The sequence below is a fragment of the Marinoscillum sp. 108 genome, assembly GCF_902506655.1.
Lineage (GTDB): Bacteria > Bacteroidota > Bacteroidia > Cytophagales > Cyclobacteriaceae > Marinoscillum > Marinoscillum luteum.
Map to the genome: position 1 here is coordinate 141597 of NZ_LR734819.1, position 20313 is coordinate 161909.

The window sequence follows — 20313 nt, forward strand, 5'->3', positions numbered from 1 at the left end:
CAATAAACCCGTGGTTTCGTTGTTGTCCTACTATGAGTACATTAACAGCAAGTCATTTAAGAATCGTCCACGATCTTTTTCATAAACTTTTCTATATCAAATTAAGAAATAGTAACGCCGAACTAAGGTATGTGCGTCATGCCGATCAATACCTTGACTTTACGGCCACCTCAGTACCCAGAGAGTTTAGAAACCTGGGGATTGCTGGTCAGCTCGTGGAGGCTGGATTGATATTCGCACGTGAGCAAAACATGAAGGTGAAAACCACTTGTTCATATGCCGCAGACTATGTGAAAAGACATCCGGAGTACAAGGATTTAATTATTTAAAATTCTTTTTTAGAAAGTGCTTTTAATTCCCAAACAGAACATTAGATTTGGCACTTGAGGATTTAAAGCCGAGGGTCACTATGTTTAACCGCATTATGTTTCAAACCCCTCGGCTTTTTCTATGCCCTTTGGTCTGACCTCTTTCCAGTCTCCTTGATCAATAAGGGATATGAGGATCATTGCTGTTTTAACTCCTGACGGCACAAGGCGTGCCTGCTAAAGCCGAGGGAGTCTGTATATTCAGCATTATGTTTCAAAGCCCTCGGTTTTTTCTGAACATCACAACCCTCACATTGGGTTTCGGTCAATAAAAAAGGTCATCCCACTTGAGTAGAATGACCTTTTCGACGAGTGCAGGGATTTATTTGTATAGCTCCTTACCCACTTCATAATATTTATCACCCTCTACCCAAAGCGGGGTTTCTTTCATATTGCCGATGCTCCTGCCTGCAAAAACATAAGCCCTGTAGAAAGTATAGAGGTAATCCATGTCGATGGTGTCAAATTCGTCTGAAGGCTGATGATAAGTTCTTAGCACCTGCTCATCGAAAGCATCCACTCCCATACCAAAGCTTGGCGCAGGAATCCCTTTTTTAGCAAAGCTGACGTTATCAGAGCGGTCAAAAAGCCCTTGTTCTTTGTAGTTGGCATCATCTCCTGCTGTGAGTCCGTAGGACTCTATGGCCGTTACCAGCAGTCCCTGGGCGGTGGTTCTGTCCAGCCCGATCACTGTGGCCATGGAGGTGTTATTGTATCCACCATTGTCACTGTTGAAGCAAAAAACAATGTCGCTGAGTGGTAGTGGGCTGTGGTCTACAAACCACTGACTTCCGAGCAACCCTTTCTCTTCGCCACAAAACATCACAAAGAGCGAGGATCGTTTGGTCGGATACATGGCTAGGTTTTTGGCAGCTTCCAGCACAGTTACAGTACCCACAGCATTATCACGGGTGCCATTGTAGATGTCGTCCCCGGTGCTATCCGCTCTACCTACACCCACGTGATCGTAATGTGCACTGAAAGTGACATAATCCTTTTTCAGCACAGGGTCCGTGCCTTCTACATACCCCACCACATTTTGTGACACAAAGCGCTCCACTCCAGCACCAGCCATTTTGATATCTAGTTTCGAGGTATTGGCAAATGAAGGAGAAGCCTCCCTGTTGGCATTATTCAGCCAGATACCTGCAAATTCATCGCGCTCATCCTCTATGCCATCATCCAGAATGACCTGGTCGCGGCTCAGATAATTGACCAGTAGCTGCCAGGGAATTTGGGGAGAATTGTATAGCTCTATGAGCCCCAAAGCACCGGCTTCTTTGGCGTTGGCTCTCTTCTCTCTGGACATAGCAAACCAGGCACGTGGGCTTTGCTCTTCCCCATCGCCTGTGTTGGCAACGACTATCTTTCCTTTTACATCAGCTTTTTCAAGCTCTTCTGAGGTGGCATAATCAAGAAAAGCAATCTCTCCATTCCATTCCAAATTCCCACCACTGATCAGAAGATAGTCCACGCCAATGGTGTAGGTAGCTGAATCCAGCGTGATGGTACCGGTCTGAGGCTTTTTGATTTTCTTCATAGACACAGGCTGAAAGTAATCTGGAAATTCTGCGAACGGTTTTACACCATAAAGCTCCAGCTGTGTTCTGAGGTACTCTGCCGCAATGTCCAATTCAGGGGAAGGGGTGTCTCTTCCTTTCAGGGCATCCGAAGACATAAATTTGAGATGTGCCTGGATGCTGGCTTTGCTCACGGTTTTCTCGGTGATTTTTTTGTCTTTTTGACCAAAAGCCATGGTGCAAGACAAGAGTACGATCAGGTATAAAACTTTTCTCATAGATGAATGCTTTATGATTTAAATAATGAACGCCCAATTTAGAAGAACACTCTTTCTCCCGCAAGGAGTTTTTATGTCAGTGGTTCTTCTTTAGTCATCAAGTAGATATTTGGGGGCCGCAGTTGTGGTTGAATAATCGGGATTGGTATAGAATGGCATGGTTACGTCCATTAGGGCTACCCTGAGGCTATTCCAGAGCATATTGAAGAATCCTTTGTTTTGATACCTGACAAAATAGATTTCACCCTCCTGATAGCCCATGGTGTCGTCCGGGTGGTTGTTGCTGTTAAGGATCATGTTGCCAAAGATGCTTTTCAACCAAACCTTGTCCCTGTTTTGGTCATAGACTTTGACCTTGAGGTCTGAATACTCCATGATCATCTTTCCCTTGGCCGAATACTCGTCACCTCGAAAATCGAAAGCCATGCCATGGAGCTGCCCCGAAGCCTCCACCCCTGTGAGAGGGGCAAGTGTCTGATTGATAAAAGTGATGGGCATGGCACCGAGTGTTCCCGAGACAGAAAACTCCTGACGGTTTGAACCCATATCCAATAAGATGGTTGTTTTGAGTGCGCCTTTGCCCATAAAATCAGATTGAATATCCAGAATGGTGATGGGCTCCTTTTGGATTTCTTCAGGGTCATTGGTCAGGTGATATCCCGACATATAAACCTTATCAAAGTAGAGTTTTCCGGCACGGGGGAATACTACTGGGAGTTGCTCATATTGAATATAGCTGTTTCTGAGGCGGAGAGTATCCAGGGTGAAAATGAACGGGAGGTCTCTTAGTAATCCGGCCAGCAGGGGTTTGGTCTCTGGCTGTGGTGCCGGTGGGGTTTTGTCCTTAAAGACATTGATTTGAAGGGCCTCAAGCAGGGTGCTTTCAGCACGCACCTTGAGTGTTCTGTCTTCCATAAAGTCCCAAAGTAGTTTTTCTGCCGACAGTTTTTGAGCAAGCAGCTCAACCCGAACTTTCTCATAGGGGTGCTTCTGCACAAAAGAGGACCTGGAGTCTACAGGCTTTAGGTGGATATTTTCAATAGAAAATGAGGTGTCAAGGATATGAAGATTATCCGCTGACAGGGTATAGTCCTCACCAGCCTTGACATAGAGCTTGCTCACTTTCGTTTCAGACTGATCAAAATCAAGCGGGAAGATATTATGGACGGTGCTAGTGTCTACAAAAACGCCAAACGCTGACAGATGTATCTTTTTCATAGCCAAAAGGGTATCATAGCTCCCTTTTTTCTGGACCACCAAAGTACCCGAGCTGATCTCGAAATGCTCCACCTCTATCCGGTTAAAAAGGTCTCGCACAAAGAGGTTGATTTCCTTTTTCTCCGTCTTGGAAGCCTGGAGGGTGGGCAGCACGATCCCGAGTAAAAGACTGTCTATGTTTAATTTTTTGACTTTGATTTTTTGACTGAGTAGAAGGTTCCAAAGACTAAATCCATGAATTGAGATTTGACGGGCCTCAGACCGAATGTTGAGGTTAGCGTGATTCTCCGCACTGTCTACCTGCACCCTGGGTTTTGTGAAGGTGATCTCTCCGTTCAGGATGCTCAGCGTTACACTTTCATAAGTAACCTGCTCGCCCAGTAGCTTAGGGAGTTCCCTTTTGGCGATAGCCTCCACTAAAAAAGCAATGCCACTCAGGAGCACCAGAATGCCTAAAATAATGAGAATTCTTTTTGCATTAAACGAAATGATTTTAGGCATAAGTGTATAACTGAAATCGGCCCGTCTGGTTAGATTTAAGGATAGGGACTACTCCCCCTGGAATATTTTGATCACGGCCATTTCCCCTTCTTTTCGGTATCCTCTGTACATGCCGCTGGTGTTGAAGGGCATGGCTACATTACCAAACCTGTCCATAGCGATCATGCCACCCAGAGCGTCCATTTTGGTGATCTTGTCCATCACCGTTTGAGCGGCTTCCTCCACAGATAAGTTTTTATATTCCATCAGTGCCGACACGTCGTGCGCTGCGGCAGTGCGGATATAATATTCTCCATGTCCTGTGCCGGAAAATCCGCAGGTGTTGTTATTGGCATAGGTGCCGGCTCCTATGACGGGAGAGTCCCCAATGCGGCCCCATTTTTTGTTGGTCATACCGCCGGTGGATGTTGCCGCGCAGATATTTCCCTGCCGGTCTACAGCCACGGCACCAACAGTTCCATACTCCTTTTCTACTTTTTTGATAGCCTTTTCCAGTTGTGCCTTGCGTGGATCTGTACTGAAATAGCTGGGATCCACCAGTTCCAATCCACGCTCTTTGGCAAACTGTTCCGCTCCTTCGCGGGCCAGCATCACGTGAGGTGAATTGATCATGACCTGATAGGCCGCTAGAATGGGGTTTTTGACGGTTTTTACACCGGCTACAGCACCGGCATTCAGGTCTTCCCCACGCATGATACTTGCATCAAGTTCATTTTCTCCGGTGGCGGTGAAGACTGCTCCTACGCCGGCATTGAAGAGTGGAGAATTTTCCATCATCACAATGGCGGCCTGAATGGCGTCACAACTTGATCCTCCATCTTCCAGAATGGTATAGGCGGCCTGAAGCGCCTCGTCGAGCTTGGCCCGATAGGCCACTTCTGTTACAGAATCCATGTTTTCTCTACTCACAGTGCCAGCACCTCCATGAATGACAACTGCAATTTTACGTTCAACGGGCTCATTGGGAGTGTTTTCAGCAGGTGTGGTGTTACATCCAGAAAGACAGGCTACTACGATCAGTAGAAATAAGTTCAGTTTGCGATTCACGAGGGAGTTCATAATTTTTTATCTACTTGGGTTGTGTTACTTTAGCGCTTATTTTTAGGTAAAATAAACAGAATTGAAGATATGGCTGAGAAGACGAAATATTCAGAGGACGAATTAAAGGAATTCGAAGAGTTGATTCATCAGAAGCTGGCAAAAGCGAGAGAAGAACTGAACATTTTGAAGGGTTCTTTGACACGAGATACCGATGAGGGTACGGATGCGACCCACGGTGCTGTGAAGACCCTGGAGGATGGGGCGGATACTGCAGAGAAAGAGCAATTGAGTACATTGGCCGGACGGCAGCAGAAGTTTATTAATAACCTTGAAAATGCGTTGATCAGAATCAAAAACGGCACCTACGGGGTTTGTGTGGATACTGGTAAGCTCATCAGCAAAGAGCGATTGAGAGCGGTGCCACACACCATGCATTCGATAGAGGCTAAGCTGAATGTGAAGAAGTAATGGACTACCTCGCCAATCATATTGAGGCACTGGTCTTTTGCTCCCCAAAACCAATCACAGAAGATGAGATTCAGTCTTGTCTGAAGGAAATGTTCGAGGCGGATGTGCCTATGGAGGACATTAGTGGGGGGATCGCAAAACTTAGTGAAAAATATGAAGATGAGCAGTTTTCCTTTGGTTTGGTGCAAAGTGGCGGTGGATATCAGTTTTTGACCAAACCGGCCTATCAGGCAAGTATCAGTATTTTGCTTAAGCAACAATCGAAGCGGCGACTCTCCAACTCAGCCATGGAAACACTCGCCATCATTGCGTATAAGCAGCCAGTCACCAAGACGGAAATTGAACAAATCCGTGGAGTAAACTGCGATTATGCGGTCAATAAATTGCTGGAAAAGGAGCTCATCGAAATCAAAGGCAAGGCAGAGACTATAGGTCGTCCGATGCTCTATGGCACCAACAATAAGTTTATGGACTACTTCGGTATTAACTCACTCAGGGACCTGCCCACACCGAAGGATTTTGTGCAGGAGGAAAACACTATAGGGAAGGAAGAAGAAGCATGAAAGGGAAAAAGCCAATTAAGCCAAAGACAGGAGGGCCAGTCAAGAAGGAATTAGGCTCCGCACCAGTGGAGATACGACTGAATAAGTATATAGCCAACGCGGGCGTATGCTCACGACGGGAGGCAGATCAGCTCATAGCCGATGGCAAAGTGAAGGTGAATGGTGAAGTAGTGACCGAACTGGGCCGAAAGGTGCTGTCTACAGACAAGGTGGTGTACGGAGGCAAAACCCTGAAGACAGAAAAACTCCAGTACATTTTGCTGAATAAGCCTAATGATTACATCACCACTGTCACCGATACACACGACAGAAAAACCGTGATGAGCCTGCTCAAAGGAGCCTGTGATGAGAGAATCTATCCTGTAGGAAGGCTCGACCGGGCCACTACAGGGTTACTGCTATTTACCAATGACGGTGATCTGGCCAAAAAGCTCACTCACCCGTCTTATAAAATCAAGAAGATTTATCAGGTGACCCTGGACAAACCGATCACCAATCAGGATTTTGATGATATCCTGAAAGGTGTGAAGCTGGAGGATGGACTGGCGGTGCCGGATGAGATGGCCGTGGTTACTGATGATCGCATGGTCCTGGGTATAGAAATCCACATTGGCAAAAACCGTATAGTGAGGAGAATCTTCGAACACAAGGGCTATAAAGTGGTGAAGCTGGATCGGGTAATGTTTGGTACATTGACCAAAAAGAACCTCACCCGTGGCAAATATCGCCACCTTGACCCCAGAGAGGTGGTTCAGCTCAAAAACCTCTCCGGAGGAAGAAAATAAAAAGGCTCTACCCTTATTTCAGGGTAGAGGCCAGTATTTCCAGATCTTTATTCATGATGACATGCACGGCGCTTTCGGGTCTCGAATCGAGCATGACCGTTTTGGTATACGCGCCCATTGACCCAAAGAAGTTGATACAGTCATCACTCACTTTATAAGTTTTGTTGGCAAAGTAAGATGACGAATAGTCGATGGTCTTCAGGTCCAATAGCTCTCCCGCCAAATTGATTTTCACAGCAAAAGCTTTTGTGTCGGTGTTGTTTTTTCCTGCTCTGTTCACACGTCCATCTAGTCCCTTGATCTCGTTGTAGTTGCCCACGATGATATAGGCCTGATCCACACTCACCACATCAGTGATGTCCCCTTTGTAGGACATTCGCTGCTGCCATTGCAGATCTCCATAGATGCTGTAGTTGGCCATGATCATCTCGGATTCGACCAACGGGTCGTCCAGATAGTCATTCCCTTTATAGGTTACAAAAAGGGTGTTGGTACGCTCATTGTAAGAAATAGTCCTCGGGAATTGATTGAGAATAAGTCTTCGGCTGTGTGTGATCACTCCCTTCTCATCCAGCATCAGCAAGTGGTTGATCCGGGTGCCGCTGGTATCCACGCCGTTCAGGATCACGGCCAGTCCTCCGGGCACGCTTTGGATGGCTCCTATTCGGGTGTTGGCATCAAACCCGGCAGAACTGTCAATTTTTAACAGATAGTCATTGTACCAGCCTACAGTCTGCTCTTTGGTGATGCCTGCCACAAAGGCCTGTGTTTTATTTTCCTTTGTGTTCTTGAAGATTCCCGCTATAAAGGCGGACCCATCAAAGTTCTCTATGCGATGAGAGGTGATAGGGGCCGCGGTAAGAAGATCATTATCCACCGGGACGCTTCTGAAAAGTGGGATGTCCAATTTTTTGTACTTCACTTTCTTGATCACCGAATCCGTCTTGAGTATGGTATAGAGCTCGTTTTGGATATTGGCCACATAGTTGCTCACATCATTTTTATTGTTTTGGCGCTCGGTAGTGATGAGCTGAGTAATTCCCGAAGGACCATTGTAGTTGGTCTTGATAAAGTCGGAGTATTTACTCAAAGAGGCAGCGGTATTGGTCCTTCTGATGTCGCTGAGCACACTATCTGCTTCTTTAATTCTGTTCACCATTTGGCCGTAGAGATAGAGCTTGCGCTCTACATCCACTTCCGTGTCCGCCCCGAGTTTTTCGCTGAGCAGCTGCTGGTAGATGAGGTCATGCTTTTTTTCTTTGAAGATAAAGATGGGCTCGATCACCGAGGAGAGGTCGTATTTCCTGAGGGTAAAAAGCACTTCTTTGGATACTTTGAGGGGCTCAAATTCCTCCCTGATAAAGTCAGGTTTAGCCTCTTCGATTCGTTTGTTGAGTCTGAGGTTTTCAGCCATCAGGTCTTCTCTGAGCTTGTCTATTTCTGCATGAATAATCTCCCGTGTGGTGTCTACCCACGAGGCATAGTCCCAAACCTGAATTTTTGGTTGCAGAAAGTTGATTTTGGATTCTAAACCATCCAGACGATAGACCTTGATGGGCTTGGCTGTCATGGTCTGATTATACCCCACATCAAAACTGGCCGTGGCGGCTTTGTATTCCTCCCAGTACTGTAGACACTCGAGGTAATCTTTTTTGATATCTCCAAAGGTCTTGTCTACCTCAGCATCATAGAGGAGGTATAGGTCTTTGAAGGTGGGATATTTACCTAAAATTCCGGTAAAAGCTTTGTGCGCCCGGTCATAACTACTAAAGCTTCGGGTAAACTTATCATAGATGAGTGGCACATTGTCTATAAAGGACTGAAGTTCCACTTTTACCCTGGCCATATGGTTACTGATGGTGTCAAAACCCACGGTGACTCTCCCTTTGTCATCGAGCTTGCCAAAGTTGAAAAAGTACTCCTGATTCTTGCGCACCTCTTTTTCACTGATAAACTGTTCCGTACGCTGGTAGGCCTTAAGTGCCTCCCGGGCATTGCCTACTTTATAGGCAAAGTCCTTGATGGGATCACTCTCCCTGTATCTTTTCTCGTAAATCACAGCCATCTGGAGGTAGATACTTGAGTTGTCTGGTTGTTCGGCCAGATAGATTTTTAGCTGAGCCAGTGCACCACTGGGTGGCAGGGCAAGTATTCTGGGGAGTACTTCTTCATATTTCTCCAGTTTTTGTGAAAGCCCCGGAAGGGTGGCACCTGCTAGGAAGAGGATGAATGCTAATTTCTTCATGGTCATTCTCATTATATGGCTAGGATTTTCAATACTAAACGTCTGTTTTGAGCTTTGTTTTCCTCAGTATCGTTAGGCACTATGGGCTGGCTTTCGCCATAGCCCTTGGCAACAAACCGATCGCTGGGGATATTCTTTTCTATCAGAAACTTCACGGCACTCTGAGCCCTTCTGTTGGACAAGGCGGCGTTATAAGCGGCCGAGCCCACATCATCGGTATGTGCGGCTATTTCCACTTTCATCCCGGGGTTTTGCTTCATGAGCTCTACTACCCGCTCCAGTTCCGCAAAGGAGACTTCATTGAGCTGATCAGAATTCGACTCAAAAAGTATTTCTTTTAGTGTGAGGTTAGCGCCAACCAATAGCGGCTGGAGGTTCATTTGGATTTTGGCAGAGCCACCTTCTCCGATCACCGATACGCCCCCTACGGCATCATCTCCAGAGGAGATTTCCGTTCCGCTGGGCTTCACATCTATCACCGTACTGTTGAACGCATAGCCCTGATCGCTTGTGGCCTCTATTTCATACCTGTCTCCCACACGGAGAGCCACGGTTTCGTTACCGCTCACCTCGATCACTTCATCCCGGTTGCGGTTTCTGATCCGTACTTTCGAGCGTATCTTTCCATTGTTGACCAGGTCTGCCACGTTGATTTCTATGTTGCGTTTATGCGGAAGCATCTCCACATCTCTGATAAACTCCGGGTAGACCACCAGGTCGGATACATCGAGCGTAAAAAATTTGCTGTCAAAATTCTCCTTGTCCACGATGATTTCATAGACCTTGCCAAGTGGCAGGTCCAGCGTAATACGGCCATCAGGGTTATTTTCCAGCTGCATCAGGAAGTCTGCTGCTCCTGGTTCCTTTACTTTGATGTTGGCCTGAATGGGTTCAAAAAGATCACCATCATAAATATTGAGGTTCAGGTTGGCGGTGTTGTACAGTTGTATGTCCTGATCGATTTCCTTATATTCGTGTTCGTTGCTCAGGTCAAAGAACAGCGACTTGGAGGTGTAGCCTTTCTTTTTGATTTCTATGTTATAGTTGCTGCCTACGGCCAGTACTACGGTATAGCGCCCGTCATTGGGGTTGTTGGATAGGGTCATGATTTCTCCGGAGGTGAATGCATCCGATACCACGATTTCCGCGGCTATACCGGCACCATTCTTTCCGTCTGTGATGTAGCCCTGGATAATGATGTTTTTGAACTGCCTGAGCTGTGGTGGTATTTCCACAGAATTGATCTCACTGGCATCATACACATAGTACAACAGGTCCCCCTGGGCTGAAATGGAAGAAAACTGATCGGCTACTTTGGTATTTACAAACTCCAGTGCCACCGGAGGTTTCCAGTCACCTATGGGAGTGAGCTGAGTCTGGTAGAGGTCAAAATCCCCGCGTCCACCGAGTCGGTTGGAGGCAAAGATCAGGGTCTTGTTGTCAGCCATAATCCGTGGGGCCTTCTCACAGTCTTTGTTGATAGGGTAAGGAAGGAGTTCCGGCTGCCCCCAGGTACCATCCTTCTTTTTCTTGGAAAGGTAGAGGCTGAAGCATGCTTTATTTTCCCAGAGCTTAGCCAGGTCTTTGTCTTGTAAGACATTATAATTTTGTCGCACAAAGTACATGGTTTTTCCATCGGCAGAAATGGAGGGGAAACCTTCATACCCTGAGGAATTGATCGGTTCACCTATGTTTTTTGGCTCGGTCCAGGTTTCCCCATCACGAATAGAGTAGTAGATGTCCTCACTACCGAACCCGCCCCTGAATGAAGCAAAGAAGAAAAGCATGTTTCCATCAAACGAGATGCTTGGACCACCGATGAGGTCAGTGGAGTCTCCAAAGTTATTGATCGGATCTATGGGCTTTGGGTCCGACCATTTGCCATTGACCAGCCGGGAGTCGAAGAGTTCATATTTCCCCCTTCGGTTAGATTCTAAAATCATGGTACGCCCATCCGCCGAAATGGAGGGAGCGTATTCTATTTTATTGCTGTTCAGTTCCGGAATGGCCTTTGCCGTACTCCTATAGTAGTTAATGGTATCGGCATAGGTCTTGAGCGTGTCAGGGACTTGAGCCTGAGCAGCCCATGTGATTAACAAAAGCAGCACAAATAATGAATGCCTCATCTTCAGCATAGTTGTTTCATTTTTATTTTCCTAACATGACAAAAGCGCCCCAATAGTAAGGCTCTTTGAATTCTTTTCGTACTTCGGCTATTGCCGCATTGAAGGCCTCCAGTTTGGTCTGCCCTCCGAACCAATTTCGATAGAAAGCACTCATCAGAAGCTGGGTAGTCTGATCGTTCACTTTCCATAAGCTCATCACCAGATTATCTGCACCAGCTACGATGAATGACCGTTGAAGGCCATAAACACCCTCACCATTTTTCACTTCGCCCAGTCCTGTCTCACAGGCTGACATTACCACTAGCTGGGTGTTGTCCAGGTTGAGGTTCATCACTTCATATGCCGTCAGGATTCCATCTTCTTCGCCCGGCAGGTCTTCATTTTTTACCGTGTTTTGAGCTCCAGCCAGGAGTAGTCCGGACCTTAGCAGCGGATTGAATTTGGCATTTCTGCTGGTAAGTCCGCCCGCTTCGTCATCCACCTTAATGTCCTCCAGAAAGAAACCATGCGTAGCGATGTGTAAAATCTTGGGACTGGATATTTTTTTGATTTGATCCTCGGTGGCAGCTTCCGCCAAAAAAGATTCAAAAGTCCAGCTGCTGGTTTCCACAATTTGGCCAATCTCCTCTATCTCCTTCAGAGTGCCTGGGAGTTCAGAGATAGTGGATCCAAAGCTACGCTCCATATCCTTAGGACTGAGCAGACCTCCACTATTGTTTTTGGCCTGACTGGAGATGTAATACTTTGGGAAACCAAACATGACAGCATCATTCTTCGTCCCCTCGGGAGAGGTCATTTCCAGCAGCTCACGGGTATTGCTGAGCAGGCGCACCTTGTAGCGGTCTATGAGATACTCTTTCTTTTCCGGATTGTACAGGGTGGCAATGTTTACTTTATTGATCACCCCGTCGGCAGAGAGGAAGACTCTTTTTACGGAGGTGTCTATTTTGTCATCAAAGGGTTTCCAGAAAGTGGCATAAGAGCGTTCATCCAGTATTTTATAAATAATCGAATTCTTATAGGTTTTGAAGCCTTTGTCTTCCATTTGAAGGCCATTGGCACTCACCACCAGCTCGGGGATGGCCCCCTCATCACTGCGGAGAATCAGCCCGATGTATAGCACAGAGTCTTGCTTCATCTTTTTCTTGATTCGGATCATCTCTATGGCTGCTTCGTCTGATGATAGTTGCTCCTGAATGCGCTTCCATGTTGGAGCTTCTGTTTCAAAGGCCCCTGCAAATGAGGAGGATTTGAGGGAAAGCTGCTTTTCCTTTTCATTGGATTCCGCCTCCATGTCCGCAATTTTGATATTGCTCAGTTCAAGCTCTTCCTTACTCATGCTGTAAGCCTTGACAATATTTTCTTTCAGACCTACCCAGTCGTTGAAGAGGGAGATGAGGTCAGTATCTCCACTGGACAGTATGGTGTTTCGCACCTTATTGGTGGCGTTGAGCAGAAGTGCTTTGGTAGAGAGCTGAAGGTTGTACATGCTGCCAATGAGGGTGTCCTGATCACTTTGAGTCCCTTTGTTCAGCAGACAGAACTCCACCGCATAGTCCAGATAACTATCAAATACAGGCTTTATTTTCCCATAGAAGGCACTCTTCTCACTTTCGCTCAGTGCGGGGAAGTATTGATTGATAAAATCAAGATACCGTTCGGTCACCCGGAGATAGAGCGGCCGAGCACCCTCAAAGTCCCCGGTTTTGTGCTTTATGGAGGCCAGCCCATACAGTGAGTAAGCATAGTCGGGATGATTGGGGCCGAGAATCGACAGGCGTATATCCACTACCTGCTGATAATAGGTGAGTGCCTGGTCATAATGCTCCAGCTCCTGCTCCAGCGTGGCCAGGTTATAAAGGGTACTGGCATAAGACGGATGGTTGGTCCCGAAAACCTTCTCATCTATGTCCAATGCTTTTTGATAGAGTGTTTTGGCCTGGTCATATTCCTGATTTTCCTTGTAAATAGAGGCCAGGTTGTGCAGGGTTTTAGAGTACAAAGGATGATTGGTTCCCAAAATGGCTTCATCAATCACGAGTACTTCTTCCAGTAGAGCTTTGGCCCTGTCATAGTCTTCCTCCATCTGATAGAGGGTTGCCAGATTCTCCAGAGCGGTAGCATACTCTGGATTCATCTTTCCTATTTGAGTTTGGTAGGTTTCCAGAGATTGCTCAAACAGTGGCTTAGCCGCGTCAAGATTGCCCATTTTCTGGTAAAGCAGGGCAAGGTTATTAATGACAGAGGCATAGAAGATATGTTGCGTACCGTAGCTGGTCTCATAAATGCTCCTGGCTTCCTTTAAGTATTTTTCAGCGTCACCGTATTCGGCCAGTTGTTTTTTCACTGTGCCCAGATTGGCCAGCGTATAGGCCAGCGAAGGATCTCTTGTAGGCAGAATTTTTTCTTTGATTGCCTTGATTTCACTCAGTACCTGTCCTGCTTCGGTATATCGGGCAGTGTTGAGGTACAGTAGCCCCAGGTTTTCATAGGTGGTGAGATAGTCCCTATTTTCCTTGCCATAGGCCTGGCGCTTGATCTCTTCGGCGATTTTCAGATAATACTCTGCAGTGTAGTAGCTGCCTTCGAGCTGGAGCAGGGACGAATAGTTGGCGGCTACAGTAGCATATTCGGGGTGACTCTCACCATAGGTCTGCCTGAAGATTGGGAGCACTTCCAGATAGAGTTTGCCTGCTTGCTGATACGCTCCCAGCTGGGTATATACTCCTGCGAGCGTGTTTTTCACAAAAGCCGTTTGCAAGGCATCCGACCCGAAAAGTGTAATGCTCTCCTGGAGAGCCTCTTCGGCGATGTTTCGGGCTTCGGTATATTTTGCTTCTGAGGTTAAGATTTTCGCCTTCTGGTTATATAGGGCGTAAAGACGACTTTTCATTCCCTTTTCGCGAGCTACTTCCAGTGCCAGGTCTATTTTTTGGGTGGCTCCGGTGATGTCTCCATCTGTGAGCAAAAGACCACTCAGGCTTTCCAGGGCATTTACATAAGTGAGGTCACCAGGCAGCCGGGAAGTATAAAGTTCCATGACCAATTCGAGTTTTTCCTTTGCCGTGGCCAGTTCGCCGTTCCTGATGAGCAGGTTGCTGTAGTTGGTCAATGTGCTGGCGTAGGATGCCGGGTTGGTTTCCTGCTCCGCCTCTTTTTGTAAGACCAGCTCCTCGATAAGTTCTGTGGCTCTACCAAACTGTCCGGTTTTCTGAAGGTCAATCGTGAGGTTATTGAGTGCGATGGAGTATTCCTCGCTATTTTGTTCACCCAGATCGGTGAAATTCTCAATGGCCAACTCATACTGACTTACAGCCTCAGAGAATCTTCCGAGCTGGTCCAGAGCATCTCCCACTTTGATTAACATACTGCCATATTCGAAGCTAGGGGTGCCTTCATTGTAATAGTCCACCAATTCCACAAAGAGCGCAAGGGCTTTTTCATACTCTCCGTTTTCTGAAAGCAATGAGCCATAGTTGTAAATGATGTTGAAATACTCCGGCCCCACTTCTTCATAAGTATTCATGACCCGCTGTGAGCTTTCAAAAAGCGTTCTTGCCGCTTCATCTTCCTTCAGTTGAAACTTGGCAATGGCCAGATTGCCCTTTGCAGCGGCTACCTCGTAGCTGTCTTCGCTGTTATATTCGAGGGTGAGGTCAAGGGCCTCTGAAAGCAGTGGGTCTGCAGCTCCGTACTCACTGCGCGCCATGCGGATTACTGCCAGGTTTTGAAGGGCATTGGCATAATTCATGTCCCTGTTTTCTCCCAACGCGATCAACACCTCCACTTCTTCTTTGGCGTATGAGAGGGCTGCAGCATCTTCTCCCAGATCATAACAGATGATTGAGAGTTGCCGCAGAATGACGGTTTGGTTTTTCGAAGCCTTGGTTTCGGTGGATTTGATTTGCTCGAGAGCTCTTTCGGCAGCCAGACGTGCTTCAGCAGATTGGTAGTTGTTGTAGAAGTCTACAGACTGCTGGTAGGATGCTGCCCAGTCCTGGGCAAAGCACAGCGATGTGGTCAGAAAAAATATCAGGCCAAGGGATAGTCTTTTCAAAATAGAGTCAGGTTGGTAATTCTCAGTATGAAGATAGAAAAATCTAAGTCATCTGGTAAGTCATCGAGGAGATGATTTAGCGAAATACCTCCTTTGAGGTATCAGAAAAGAGAATTTTAAGGCGAAACCGGTGAAAGAGGATACCGGTAGGCTAAGTATCAAAGAATTTAGTATGCATGCATACTAAATTAAGAACCTTTTATTATCTTCGAGGAAACAAAAAAACCCTGACTTGAAGGCCAGGGTTTTTTAAGTGGTGCTGAGTGGGCTCGAACCACCGACTCACGGATTTTCAGTCCGATGCTCTACCAGCTGAGCTACAGCACCGCTTTAAAGAGGTGCAAAGCTAGAGAATCTTTTAAAACGAGCAAAAATATTTTTATTTAAATAGCAACAGATTTTAACCCCATGCAAATGATCCCACAACTGGCCTTTGTGGCTGTCCTTTTATTCTTCGGATTTTTCCTGTTTCGACGCATAGCTCGAATCAGGAAAAACATCCTTCTGGGCAGACCGGAAACGATAAACGATCAAAAAGGCGTCCGTCTGAAAACCCTGCTCCTTGTGGCCTTTGGCCAGAAAAAAATGTTCAAGCGGTTGCTTCCTGCATTCTTTCACCTGCTCATTTATGTAGGATTCATTCTTATCAATATTGAAGTACTGGAGATTATTTTAGATGGGCTCCTGGGGACGCACCGATTGTTTGCGCCGTTCGTCGGCGATTTTTATACGTTTTTGATTTCGTTTTTCGAGGTGCTCGCTGTACTCGTGATCTTTGCCTGTGTGGTTTTTCTGATCAGGAGAAATATTCTGAAAATCAATCGGTTCCACAAAATAGAAATGAGGGGGTGGCCCACATTGGATGCCAACCTGATTTTGGTCATTGAGGTTGTCCTTATGGTGGCCATTTTATCTATGAATGCAGCCGATCAGGTATTGCAGGCCCGGGGAGTGGATCATTATACCGTCACCGGCTCCTTTGTAGTGAGTAGCATGATGATGCCCATTTTTGACGGACTGTCGGATGGCGGCCTGATCATGGTGGAGCGATCAGCCTGGTGGTTCCATATTGTGGGCATACTGGCTTTTGCTGTGTATGTGACCTACTCCAAGCATCTGCACATTTTCATGGCCTTCCCCAATACCTACTACAGCAAACTCACTGCAAAAGGTAAGATGAACAACATGGAGGAGATCACCAACGAGGTGAAAATAATGCTGGGCATGAGTACTGGAGCGGAGGCTGCCCCACCACCTGAGGGGATGAAATTTGGAGCCAAAGATGTAAATGACCTGAGCTGGAAGAGCCTGATGGACGCATATGCTTGTACAGAGTGCGGCAGATGTACCTCAGAGTGTCCTGCTAATCTGACCGGCAAGAAGCTCTCGCCGCGAAAAATCATGATGGATACCCGTGATCGTCTGGAGGATGTGGGCTTGTCTTTGCAAAAGGGAGGTGAAGGTCTGAACGATGGTAAATCCCTGCTGGGAGACTACATCACTAAAGAGGAGATCAATGCCTGCACCAACTGCAATGCCTGTGTGGAAGCTTGTCCTATTACCATTAACCCACTGGACATCATTTTACAATTGCGGAGGTATGTGGCCATGGAAGAATCCGGAGCACCCCAGTCCTGGAATATGATGTTTCAAAATGTGGAGACCAATTTTGCGCCATGGAAATTTCCTCCAACCGATCGGTTTAAATGGGCTGAAGACCTGAAAGAGAAATAAACGACCAGAAAGAATAACTGACATTGACCAATGACTGAAGAAATCAACATACCAACAATGGCCGAAATGGTCGCAAAGGGAGAATCTCCTGAAGTGCTTTTTTGGGTAGGCTGCGCCGGCTCCTTCGACGACCGGTACAAAAGCGTCACCCTGGCATTTGTGAAGATTCTCAATAAAGTAGGGGTGAAATTTGCCGTTTTAGGTGCTGAGGAGACTTGCACAGGAGATCCCGCCAGACGTGCCGGGAATGAGTTTTTGTTTCAGATGCAGGCCATGGCCAACATTCAGGTGCTGGATGGATATGAGGTGAAGAAAATAGTAACGGCCTGCCCTCATTGCTTCAATACCCTTAAAAATGAGTACCCCGACCTTGGTGGAAACTATGACGTCATTCATCATTCCCAATACCTACAGGAGCTGATCAATAGTGGGAAGGTCACACTAAAAGGTGGCGGAGAGTTTAAAGGCCGCAAAATCACCTACCATGATTCTTGTTTTCTGGGCCGGGCCAATAAAGTCTATGAAGCACCCAGAAAAGTACTGGAGGCACTGGACGCCGAGCTGGTAGAAATGAAGCGATGCAAAACCAAAGGGCTCTGCTGTGGAGCCGGGGGTGCCCAAATGTTTAAAGATGCCGAGCCAGGCAAAAAGGAGATCAATATAGAACGAACCGAGGAGGCGCTTGAAACTGGTGCTACTACTATCGCCGTAGCTTGTCCGTTTTGTATGACCATGATGTCTGATGGGGTGAAAAACAAAGAGCGCGAGTCTGAGGTGAAAGTTCAGGATTTGGCGGAACTCATTGCAGAGGCAGAGGGTTTAAATGGCTAAGTTTGTGGAATTATGATAGCAATAGACGAGATGCCAGATCACGCCAGGATCTGGGTATACCAGGCGGACAGACCATTTAGTGAAGAAGAGCGGGTATTGATTGACAGGAGTTTCGAAGCTTTCACAGGTCAATGGGCAGCCCATGGCAACAAGCTGATGGCTACTTACGGGATACAACACAATCAATTTATCGTACTAGCGGTAGATGAGTCTTACAATCAGGCCAGCGGCTGTAGTATAGATGCTTCAGTGCAGGTGATCCGGCAGATCGAACAGCATACAGGGTTGAGTCTGCTGGACCGAACCAAGGTAGCTTTTCTGGAAGAAGGCAAGGTAAAAATCAAACCTTTTAATCAACTGAAAGCGGCGGTAGAGGCTGGCGAGATCCGAAAGGAAACCACTGTTTTCAATAATACGGTACAAAACGCCAGCGAATGGAGGACTCAGTGGGCAGTACCTGCGCAGGCGTCATGGTTGAGTCGATATTTTTCTTAGGGCTTTGGCGAAATACTTTGTTGTAGAGGGGAAAGATTATTTTGCGCAAATTTTTCGTTAGTTTAACGAATGATCCAAGTGGTGTACGTATGAAGCAAGTTTTCTATGCATTGATCCTCCTTATGATGGCGCAGTCCTGTACGCAGCGGGTGGCTCAAAAGAGTTTTGAAAAAGGGTATTATGATCGGGCAATAGAGCTTTACAAGAAGAGCCTTGATCCCCAGGATGCTCATCAAAATTTCATGCTGGGTGAGTCATACCGCAAATCCAACAGACTTCAGGAAGCAGCGCCTTATTATTCTGCTGCTCGGAGGGCCGGGTCCAGGGAGCCCGGATTGCCCTATTATCTGGCCAGGTCTCTCAAGGCCAATAAGCAATATGAGGAAGCTGAGAAAATCCTTCGCGATTTTTTGACCAAAGCAGGAGGTGATTCCAATTTCAAGGCCTTGGCGCAGGTGGAGTTGGATAATCTGACGAAAATAGACGTCCTACAAGCTGAGACCAATTATTTCAGAATTAAAAACCTGGATGAGCTCAATACAAAGTTTGCAGAGTACTCCCCCGTCTACCACAATGGCTTTTTATACTTCACCTCCAACAGGGAAGGCGGCAAGATCTATGGGGCCACAGGCACTCCTTTTACGGACATCTATCGGGTACAGTCGAAGGGCGCCAATATTAACATAAGGACTTTGAAAGCCCTTGACCCGGTGATCAATCACTCAGACACCAATGAAGGATCCATTGCCATTTCATCAGACGGAACCTCCATCATCTTTGCCAAAGGGAATACTGGCAAGGCCACCGGGAACACGGAGGTCAACTTATTTTTCACGAGGTACAGAAACTCAAACTGGTCAGAGCCCAGACCCATTAGTGTCAATGATCCGGATGCCTGGGATTCCACCCCTGCACTCACTCCTGATGGCACCACACTGTATTTTTCAAGTACCCGTCCGGGAGGATTTGGCGGGGCGGACATCTACTCGGCACAGCTCAACAGGCGCGGTAGATGGGTGGATGTACAAAACCTCGGCCCCACGATCAATACTCCCGGGGATGAAATGTTTCCGTTTGTGTCTGAGGATGGTAGACTTTACTTTTCTTCCAATGGGCACCCCGGATTTGGCAACCTTGACCTATTTGTGGCAACCAGAGTTCGCGGAAAGATTACCATCGAAAACCTTGGGGAGCCTATGAACTCCGCTGCAGATGACTTTGGCCTCCACCAGTTCGACCTGACCAGAGGGTTTTTCTCATCCAACAGGCCGGGCGGAAAAGGTGACGATGATATCTACACATTCATCAATGAGGATCCTGACCTGAAGGTCGTGAATTATTTTCTCGTAGGCACTACCTATACCAATGATGACGGCAAGCACAAAATTGTACTTCCAAATACCAAGGTTGCACTTCAGGCAGAAAATGGAGAGCTTCTCAGTGAGGCCTTTACAGGGGAGGATGGAAAGTTCAAATTCCGGGTATATGCTGAGGAGCGCTATAATCTTTTGGGTGAAAAAACGGATTATTTCACCACAAGGAAGGAATTTTCCACGGTGGGAAAATCGGTGGAAAAGGCTTCTCTGACGGAATTCATCACCAATGTGACTTTTCAGACGGAGATCATGATGGATCGAATTGTTTTGGAAAAGTCCATTGTGCTCAACAACATCTACTATGACCTGGACAAGGCCAATATACGACCGGATGCTGCCCTGGTGCTGGATAGCCTGGTTCAGATAATGAATGATAACCCTGACATTTTCATAGAATTGGGCTCCCATACGGATGCAAGGGCCGAGGACGATTACAACATGGACTTGTCACAAAGGCGAGCAAAGTCTGCTGTGGAATACATTATTCGGCAGGGAATATCTGCAGATCGGATAGTGGCCAAGGGGTATGGTGAGAGCAAATTACTCATCCCCAATGCTGTCACAGAAGAGCAGCATCAGCAAAATCGTAGGACCGAGTTCAAAGTCTTGAGGTATAATCCAAAGAAGAATGAGGACAACCTGCCACCTGTAGAGAATCAGGATGAGTATGATCGGTTCTTTGATGATTCTGAAGGAGACTGATATTT

General features: G+C 46.8%; 14 protein-coding genes and 1 tRNA gene. 8 read left to right on the forward strand and 7 right to left on the reverse strand.

Going from position 1 to position 20313, the window contains the following annotated elements; all coding sequences use genetic code 11:
* Positions 1–32: 32 nt before the first annotated feature.
* Positions 33–329, forward strand: a complete 297-nt coding sequence (locus tag GV030_RS21210; RefSeq protein ID WP_159585469.1) for a GNAT family N-acetyltransferase — start codon at positions 33–35, stop codon at positions 327–329.
* A 361-nt stretch (positions 330–690) separates the two neighbouring features.
* Here GV030_RS21210 and GV030_RS21215 read toward each other — a convergent pair whose 3' ends face one another.
* The 3 genes from GV030_RS21215 to GV030_RS21225 form a co-directional block, all read right to left on the reverse strand.
* Complete coding sequence (locus tag GV030_RS21215) at positions 691–2166, reverse strand: M28 family peptidase (RefSeq protein ID WP_159585471.1); 1476 nt, start codon at positions 2164–2166, stop codon at positions 691–693.
* 90 nt (positions 2167–2256) lie between these two features.
* Positions 2257–3885 (reverse strand): hypothetical protein, encoded by a 1629-nt coding sequence (locus GV030_RS21220; protein ID WP_159585473.1) that lies wholly within the window; start codon positions 3883–3885, stop codon positions 2257–2259.
* Between the two features lie 48 nt (positions 3886–3933).
* Entirely contained in the window at positions 3934–4944 is a 1011-nt protein-coding gene (locus tag GV030_RS21225; RefSeq protein WP_159585475.1) for an isoaspartyl peptidase/L-asparaginase family protein, read from the reverse strand.
* 69 nt (positions 4945–5013) lie between these two features.
* Here GV030_RS21225 and GV030_RS21230 point away from each other — a divergent pair, with 69 nt between their 5' ends.
* From GV030_RS21230 to GV030_RS21240, 3 genes are read left to right on the forward strand one after another with little or no spacing between them, the layout of a single operon-like run.
* Positions 5014–5394 (forward strand): TraR/DksA C4-type zinc finger protein, encoded by a 381-nt coding sequence (locus tag GV030_RS21230; RefSeq protein WP_159585477.1) that lies wholly within the window; start codon positions 5014–5016, stop codon positions 5392–5394.
* Positions 5394–5957, forward strand: coding sequence for an SMC-Scp complex subunit ScpB (scpB, locus tag GV030_RS21235; RefSeq protein WP_159585479.1), 564 nt, complete (start codon positions 5394–5396; stop codon positions 5955–5957). The genes GV030_RS21230 and scpB overlap by 1 nt, the downstream gene beginning before the upstream one ends.
* Entirely contained in the window at positions 5954–6742 is a 789-nt protein-coding gene (locus GV030_RS21240) for a pseudouridine synthase (protein ID WP_159585481.1), read from the forward strand. Before scpB ends, GV030_RS21240 begins: the two co-directional genes overlap by 4 nt.
* A gap of 13 nt (positions 6743–6755) precedes the next feature.
* Here GV030_RS21240 and GV030_RS21245 read toward each other — a convergent pair whose 3' ends face one another.
* The 4 genes from GV030_RS21245 to GV030_RS21260 form a co-directional block, all read right to left on the reverse strand.
* Positions 6756–8987, reverse strand: coding sequence for a hypothetical protein (locus GV030_RS21245; RefSeq protein WP_159585483.1), 2232 nt, complete (start codon positions 8985–8987; stop codon positions 6756–6758).
* 11 nt (positions 8988–8998) lie between these two features.
* Positions 8999–11113, reverse strand: a complete 2115-nt coding sequence (locus tag GV030_RS21250; RefSeq protein WP_159585485.1) for an OmpA family protein — start codon at positions 11111–11113, stop codon at positions 8999–9001.
* A 22-nt stretch (positions 11114–11135) separates the two neighbouring features.
* Positions 11136–15170, reverse strand: coding sequence for a CHAT domain-containing protein (locus GV030_RS21255; RefSeq protein WP_159585487.1), 4035 nt, complete (start codon positions 15168–15170; stop codon positions 11136–11138).
* A gap of 254 nt (positions 15171–15424) precedes the next feature.
* Positions 15425–15497: transfer RNA gene (locus GV030_RS21260), tRNA-Phe, on the reverse strand.
* A gap of 81 nt (positions 15498–15578) precedes the next feature.
* Here GV030_RS21260 and GV030_RS21265 point away from each other — a divergent pair.
* The 4 genes from GV030_RS21265 (at position 15579) to GV030_RS21280 (ending at position 20308) form a co-directional block, all read left to right on the forward strand.
* Positions 15579–16904, forward strand: coding sequence for a (Fe-S)-binding protein (locus GV030_RS21265; RefSeq protein WP_159585489.1), 1326 nt, complete (start codon positions 15579–15581; stop codon positions 16902–16904).
* 30 nt (positions 16905–16934) lie between these two features.
* Positions 16935–17735, forward strand: coding sequence for a (Fe-S)-binding protein (locus tag GV030_RS21270; protein ID WP_159585491.1), 801 nt, complete (start codon positions 16935–16937; stop codon positions 17733–17735).
* Between the two features lie 12 nt (positions 17736–17747).
* Entirely contained in the window at positions 17748–18230 is a 483-nt protein-coding gene (locus GV030_RS21275; RefSeq protein ID WP_159585493.1) for a hypothetical protein, read from the forward strand.
* An 89-nt stretch (positions 18231–18319) separates the two neighbouring features.
* On the forward strand, positions 18320–20308 hold the full coding sequence (locus tag GV030_RS21280) for an OmpA family protein (protein WP_255465626.1): 1989 nt from the start codon (positions 18320–18322) through the stop codon (positions 20306–20308).
* Positions 20309–20313: the final 5 nt, after the last annotated feature.

What these genes read in the sequence shown, in the direction of transcription:
- GV030_RS21210 (WP_159585469.1), top strand. Translation starts at nt 33, where the DNA reads ATGAGTACATTAACAGCAAGTCATTTAAGAATCGTCCACGATCTTTTT.
- GV030_RS21215 (WP_159585471.1), bottom strand. Translation starts at nt 2,166, where the DNA reads ATGAGAAAAGTTTTATACCTGATCGTACTCTTGTCTTGCACCATGGCT.
- GV030_RS21220 (WP_159585473.1), bottom strand. Translation starts at nt 3,885, where the DNA reads ATGCCTAAAATCATTTCGTTTAATGCAAAAAGAATTCTCATTATTTTA.
- GV030_RS21225 (WP_159585475.1), bottom strand. Translation starts at nt 4,944, where the DNA reads ATGAACTCCCTCGTGAATCGCAAACTGAACTTATTTCTACTGATCGTA.
- GV030_RS21230 (WP_159585477.1), top strand. Translation starts at nt 5,014, where the DNA reads ATGGCTGAGAAGACGAAATATTCAGAGGACGAATTAAAGGAATTCGAA.
- scpB (WP_159585479.1), top strand. Translation starts at nt 5,394, where the DNA reads ATGGACTACCTCGCCAATCATATTGAGGCACTGGTCTTTTGCTCCCCA.
- GV030_RS21240 (WP_159585481.1), top strand. Translation starts at nt 5,954, where the DNA reads ATGAAAGGGAAAAAGCCAATTAAGCCAAAGACAGGAGGGCCAGTCAAG.
- GV030_RS21245 (WP_159585483.1), bottom strand. Translation starts at nt 8,987, where the DNA reads ATGAAGAAATTAGCATTCATCCTCTTCCTAGCAGGTGCCACCCTTCCG.
- GV030_RS21250 (WP_159585485.1), bottom strand. Translation starts at nt 11,113, where the DNA reads ATGAGGCATTCATTATTTGTGCTGCTTTTGTTAATCACATGGGCTGCT.
- GV030_RS21265 (WP_159585489.1), top strand. Translation starts at nt 15,579, where the DNA reads ATGCAAATGATCCCACAACTGGCCTTTGTGGCTGTCCTTTTATTCTTC.
- GV030_RS21270 (WP_159585491.1), top strand. Translation starts at nt 16,935, where the DNA reads ATGACTGAAGAAATCAACATACCAACAATGGCCGAAATGGTCGCAAAG.
- GV030_RS21275 (WP_159585493.1), top strand. Translation starts at nt 17,748, where the DNA reads ATGATAGCAATAGACGAGATGCCAGATCACGCCAGGATCTGGGTATAC.
- GV030_RS21280 (WP_255465626.1), top strand. Translation starts at nt 18,320, where the DNA reads ATGAAGCAAGTTTTCTATGCATTGATCCTCCTTATGATGGCGCAGTCC.